Origin of the sequence: Micromonospora sicca, from assembly GCF_003172935.1 — a bacterium.
Classification (GTDB): Bacteria; Actinomycetota; Actinomycetes; order Mycobacteriales; family Micromonosporaceae; genus Micromonospora; species Micromonospora sicca.
The window spans coordinates 1-4,576 of the sequence record NZ_QGKS01000071.1 but is presented as its reverse complement, the minus strand read 5'-3'; the positions used below and the strand labels follow the sequence as shown (position 1 = coordinate 4,576).

The 4,576-nt window shown below is 74.0% G+C and carries 5 protein-coding genes and 1 pseudogene; 2 read left to right on the top strand and 4 right to left on the bottom strand.

Features of this window, described 5'->3' with window-relative positions; genetic code table 11:
• From DKT69_RS02005 to DKT69_RS01995, 3 genes are all read right to left on the bottom strand, one after another.
• Positions 1-1,036 (bottom strand): threonine ammonia-lyase (locus DKT69_RS02005; protein WP_236647281.1); only part of this gene is annotated, 1,036 nt, incomplete at its 3' end.
• A 558-nt stretch (positions 1,037-1,594) separates the two neighbouring features.
• Positions 1,595-2,659 (bottom strand): sensor histidine kinase, encoded by a 1,065-nt coding sequence (locus tag DKT69_RS02000; protein WP_109799899.1) that lies wholly within the window; start codon positions 2,657-2,659, stop codon positions 1,595-1,597.
• On the bottom strand, positions 2,656-3,321 hold the full coding sequence (locus DKT69_RS01995; protein ID WP_109799898.1) for a response regulator transcription factor: 666 nt from the start codon (positions 3,319-3,321) through the stop codon (positions 2,656-2,658). The genes DKT69_RS02000 and DKT69_RS01995 overlap by 4 nt, the downstream gene beginning before the upstream one ends.
• A 302-nt stretch (positions 3,322-3,623) precedes the next feature.
• On the opposite strand from DKT69_RS01995, the gene DKT69_RS01990 reads away from it, so the two are divergent.
• Entirely contained in the window at positions 3,624-3,881 is a 258-nt protein-coding gene (locus tag DKT69_RS01990) for a hypothetical protein (protein ID WP_109799897.1), read from the top strand.
• 48 nt (positions 3,882-3,929) lie between these two features.
• On the opposite strand, the gene DKT69_RS01985 is transcribed toward DKT69_RS01990, so the two are convergent.
• A complete protein-coding gene (locus tag DKT69_RS01985) occupies positions 3,930-4,358 on the bottom strand; it encodes an MFS transporter (protein WP_146230962.1) in 429 nt (142 codons plus the stop codon).
• Between the two features lie 85 nt (positions 4,359-4,443).
• Between DKT69_RS01985 and DKT69_RS01980 the strand changes: the two are divergent.
• Positions 4,444-4,576: pseudogene (locus tag DKT69_RS01980) on the top strand (IS607-like element ISCARN56 family transposase); the annotation flags it as partial.

The window sequence follows — 4,576 nt, the reverse complement described above, 5'->3', positions numbered from 1 at the left end:
CGCCGCCGCCCGTCCGGTACCTCCGCCGGCCCACCCCGGCCGTTTCGCGCCCGCCCACGTGGCTCGCCGCGAACCCGCCCACGCCGGCCACGTCGAGCCCGGCCACAGCGCCCGTCTCCGCACCGCCCCCGCCGGCCGCGAGGCGCAACGCGCCGGCCAGGCCGGCCGCCCCGGACGGCTCGGCGAGCACCTTCAGCTCCAGCAGCAGCAGCCGGAACGCCTCGGCGATCTCCTCGTCGTCGACCCGCACCACGCCCCGCACGCCGTCGCGCAGCACGGCGAACGGCAGCTCACCCACGCAGGACGGCCGCAGCCCGTCGGCGATCGTGGGCCCCGGTGCGACCGGGACCCGCCGGCCGGCCGCCAGGCTGCGGGCCAGCGAGTCGCAGCCGCCCGGCTCGACCCCGTACACGTCGATCTCGCTGCCGGACGCGGCCAGGCAGGCCCCCGCGACCCCGCCGCCACCGCCGACCGGCACCACCAGCGCGTCCAGCGGGGTGCCGGCCCGTTCGGCCTCGGCGATCAACTCCAGGCTCGCGGTGCCCTGCCCGGCGATGACGTCCGGGTGGTCGTACGCGTCGATCAGCCGGTGCCCGGTGGCGTCGCTGACCTGGCGGGCCACCGCGAGCCGTTCCTCGACGGTGGTGCCGGCGAGCACGACCCGCGCGCCGGCCGCCCGGGCCCGGGCCACCTTGGTCGCCGCCGCGTCGACCGGCAGCACCACGGTGGCCGTCAACCCGTGCCGGCGGGCCGCCAGCGACACCGCCACCGCGTGGTTGCCGGTGCTCTGGGCGACCACCCCGGCATGCCCGGCGGCGGCGAGCCGGCCGACCGCGAGCAGCGCGCCGCGCATCTTGTACGAGCCGCCGGCTTGCAGGTTCTCCGCCTTCATCAGGACCCGGGCGCCGGCCAGCCGGTCGATCGCCGGGGAGCGCAGCACGGGGGTGTGCACCACCCGGCCGGACAACCACCGGGCGGCGTCCTCGACGTCGGCCCTGGTCGGGCCGGCCGGCGTCGGGGGATCTGTGCGTGACATCGGGTCTCCTTCGATTGCGACGCTGGTGGTTCGGTCGGTCGGGAAGCCCGGGGCAAGGGCCAGCACGGCGGTGTGGATCAGCAGCCAGACGGCGTACAGGTAGAGCAGCCGGGCGACCCGGGGGCGGCCGGCGACCCCCCCACGGCCGGGTGACGGCGTTCGCCGCGAAGATCCTGGAGATGGTGAAGAACAGCGGCATCCGCAGCGGCAGCAGTTGCTCCCCGAACAGCCCCCAGGCGCCCGGCACCGGCAGGCCGACCCGCCAGTCGATCTGGAGGTAGTCCTTGACCACGACGTGCCAGAGCACCACGAGGACGATGCAGGCGCCCTTGGCCACGTCGGCCCACACCACGCGGTCCGCCGGCGTCGGGGCGACCGCCGCCGTCGTCGCGGTCGGGTCCGTACGGGTCGTCACGGTGCTCTCCTCTCCGGCTCCGGGCAGCGCAGGTTCCGGGTCCCGGATGGGGGACGGGTCGGTTTCCGGGCATGCCGGAGGTGGGGATGCCGCGGTACGCGGATCCCGGGGAAGGTGGGTGGTGTGTTGGCGGGTCGGCCGGGTCAGTGCGAGGCGGGCAGGTGGACGTCGACCCGAAGGCCGCCGTACTCGGCGGGTCGGGCCGCGATGATGCCGTCGTGTGCCTGGGTGATCGAGCGGGCGATGGCGAGGCCGAGGCCAGCGCCCCCGCCCTGGTTGGTGCGGTCCCGGGCCAGGCGTCGGAACGGCTCGAACAGGCCCGGCACCGCCTCGGCCGGCACCACCTGGCCGGTGTTGACCACGCTCAGCGCCGGATCGCCGCCGACCGTGACGGTGAGGGTGCCGCCGAGCCGGTTGTACTTGATCGCGTTCTCCACCAGGTTCGTCACCAGGCGTTCCAGCAGCACCCGCTCGCCCAGCACGACGCGGGGATCGAGGCGGCACTCGACGGTCACGCCGGCCTGCGTCGTCCGGTCCTGGTACGCGGCCAGTACGCCGGTGACGATCTCGTCGAGCCGTTGCGGCGTACTCGAGCGCAGCCCCTGGTCGCTCTCGCTGAGCGCGAGCAGCCCGTCGATGAGCCGCTCGTTGCGTTCGTTGGTCTCCAGCAGCTGGGCGGTCAGCAGCTCCAGCTGGTCTTCGGTGGCCGCCCGGCCCAGGCCGACCTCGATCAGCGTCCGCTGCACGGCCAGCGGCGTGCGCAGCTCGTGCGAGGCGTTCGCGGCGAACCGCCGCTGCCCCTCGTAGCCGGCGGCGATGCGCTCCATCATCTCGTCGATCGCCCGGGCGAGCCGGGCCAGCTCGTCGCGCCCCCGGGGTCGGATCCGGTGGCCGAGGTTCTGCGGCCCGACGTGCGCGATCGGCTCGGCGAGGTCGCGCACCGGGCGCAGGCACCACAGGGTGGCCCACGCCAGCGCCGCCACGGCGACCAGGAACACCAGCGGCAGGCCCAGCGCCAGCAGCCCTTCGGCGGCCGGCCGCGCCAGGCTGCAGGCCTGCTGCAGCCCGGGCAGCGGCACGTCGCAGAACTGCTGGCCGCGTACCCACACGGCGCCCAGCAGCTGCTTCGCCAGGCCGGGCAGGGAGTACCCGACGAGCAGGGCGAGCACGCCGACGAGCAGGATGCGGCGACGGGGGGTCCAGTTCACGCCGGGCTGCCGATCCGGTAGCCGGCCTTGGGCACGGTATGGATGATCGCGGGCTCGCCGAGCTTCTTGCGCAGGGTCATCACGGTGACCCGCACGGCGTTGGTGAACGGGTCGGCGAACTCGTCCCAGGCCTGCTCCAGCAGCTCCTCCGCGCTCACCACCCGGCCGCCCGCGCGCATCAGGACGTGCAGCACGGCGAACTCCTTGGGGCTCAGGCCGAGGGCGCGACCGTCCCGGGTGGCGGTGTGCCGAGCGACGTCCAGCACCACGCCGCGCTGTTCCAGCACCGGTGGCACGGCCGGCGCGGACCGCCGGCCGAGGGCCTGCACCCGGGCCACCAGCTCGGCGAAGGCGAACGGCTTGGTCAGGTAGTCGTCCGCGCCCAGGCCGAGCCCCTCCACCCGGTCCCGGATCCCGGCGGCCGCGGTGAGCAGCAGCACCCGGGTACCGACGTCGGACCCGGCGATGCTCCGGCACACCTCGTCGCCGGTCTGCCCGGGCATGTCCCGGTCCAGCACCGCCACGTCGTACCGGTTCACCTTGATCCGCTCCAGCGCGCCGTCGCCTTCGTAGCAGACGTCGACGGCCATCGAGAGGCGCCGCAGCCCCTCGGCGACCGTGTCCGCCAGCAACCGCTCGTCGTCCGCCACCAGCACCCGCACGCTTCCGCTCCCCGTGGTTCCTCGTCGTCCGGCACACCGTGGCAGGCCGGGGTTAAGGGTTCTGTAAGTACCCGCAGGAGCCATCCTCCACGGCGACGCTCGGCGGACAAACCGCCGCAAGCCCGGCCGCCGGTCTCGTCCTTGTGCCGCACGCTCTGCGGCATTCGTACGGGCCGGAAGCGTGGTCTCGGCGGTGAGGGTGAGCTGCGTCACCAAGGGGGCGGGGTCGCCTGTGCCGACCCCCGGCCCGGCCCGACGCTCGGCGTCGACCCGGCGAGCGGCCGATGCCGGACCATGGACGGATGCAGACGGCGCGCGTGGTGGGGTGGCTCGGCCTGGCCGCACACCTGGCCCTGGGAATCTGGTACGCGGCGAGTGGGTTGGTCGCCCCGGCCGGGGCGGTCGCCGGGCTACTGGGGGTCTGGCTTGTGCTCCTCGCGGTGGCGATCCGGCTCCTTCGCCGGCGGCCGGCGCTCGTGCCGTTGGTGCCGCTGGCGGCCGTGCTGATCTGGCTGGCGGTCGTCTCGGCCGGTGACGCCTGGCTCGGCTGGACAGCGTGATGGTGCGGGCCGGCTGAGCTCGACCTTCAACCCGGCCCGGAGCGGATGTCAGGGCCGCCGCACGCGCGGTGGCCCGCGGCGGAGGTCGAAGGCCTCGGGATGGCGGGTGAACGCCCACGTGGCTGACGCGAGCGCTACCAGACACAGCGTTGCCGGGACGAGGAAGCCGACCTGAGGTCCCAGCGTGGCAACGGACACCGTCGCCACGAGACTCCCATTGATCGCCGCCACGTTCTCGTGACTGAGGTAGATCGAGGTCGCCCTGCCGGCACGTCCCACCATCAACCGCTGCGCCAGGTCGATGCCGACCATGACCGTGGCGGCACCGAACAGCGCGTAGCCGATCTGCAGCAGCAGCAACTGCCCGGGTGTGGTGACGACGACGAGGCCGCCGTAGTAGGCCACGCTCGCGGCACCGCCTGCCAGGAACACCGTGCCGCGTCCCCAGCGCAGCGCGGCGAACGCCATCGCCGGCATGAGTACCAGCTCGCACAGCGGGGGCTGACAACTGCTCACTCTCCCGTGATCAAACATACGAATATATGAGTGTTAGTATCGTTCTGTGAAACTTGCCGAGTGGGCGCGCCGTAACGGTGTGCACCCGCAGACCGCGTACCGCTGGTTCCGGGAGGGGACCATGCCGGTGCCCGCTCGGCGTCTGCCGTCCGGCACGATCATGGTGGAGGTGACCGACG

Excerpts from the sequence above, each read along its gene's own strand:
- DKT69_RS01985 (WP_146230962.1), bottom strand. The coding sequence starts at position 4,358 with ATGCCGGCGATGGCGTTCGCCGCGCTGCGCTGGGGACGCGGCACGGTG.
- DKT69_RS01990 (WP_109799897.1), top strand. The coding sequence starts at position 3,624 with ATGCAGACGGCGCGCGTGGTGGGGTGGCTCGGCCTGGCCGCACACCTG.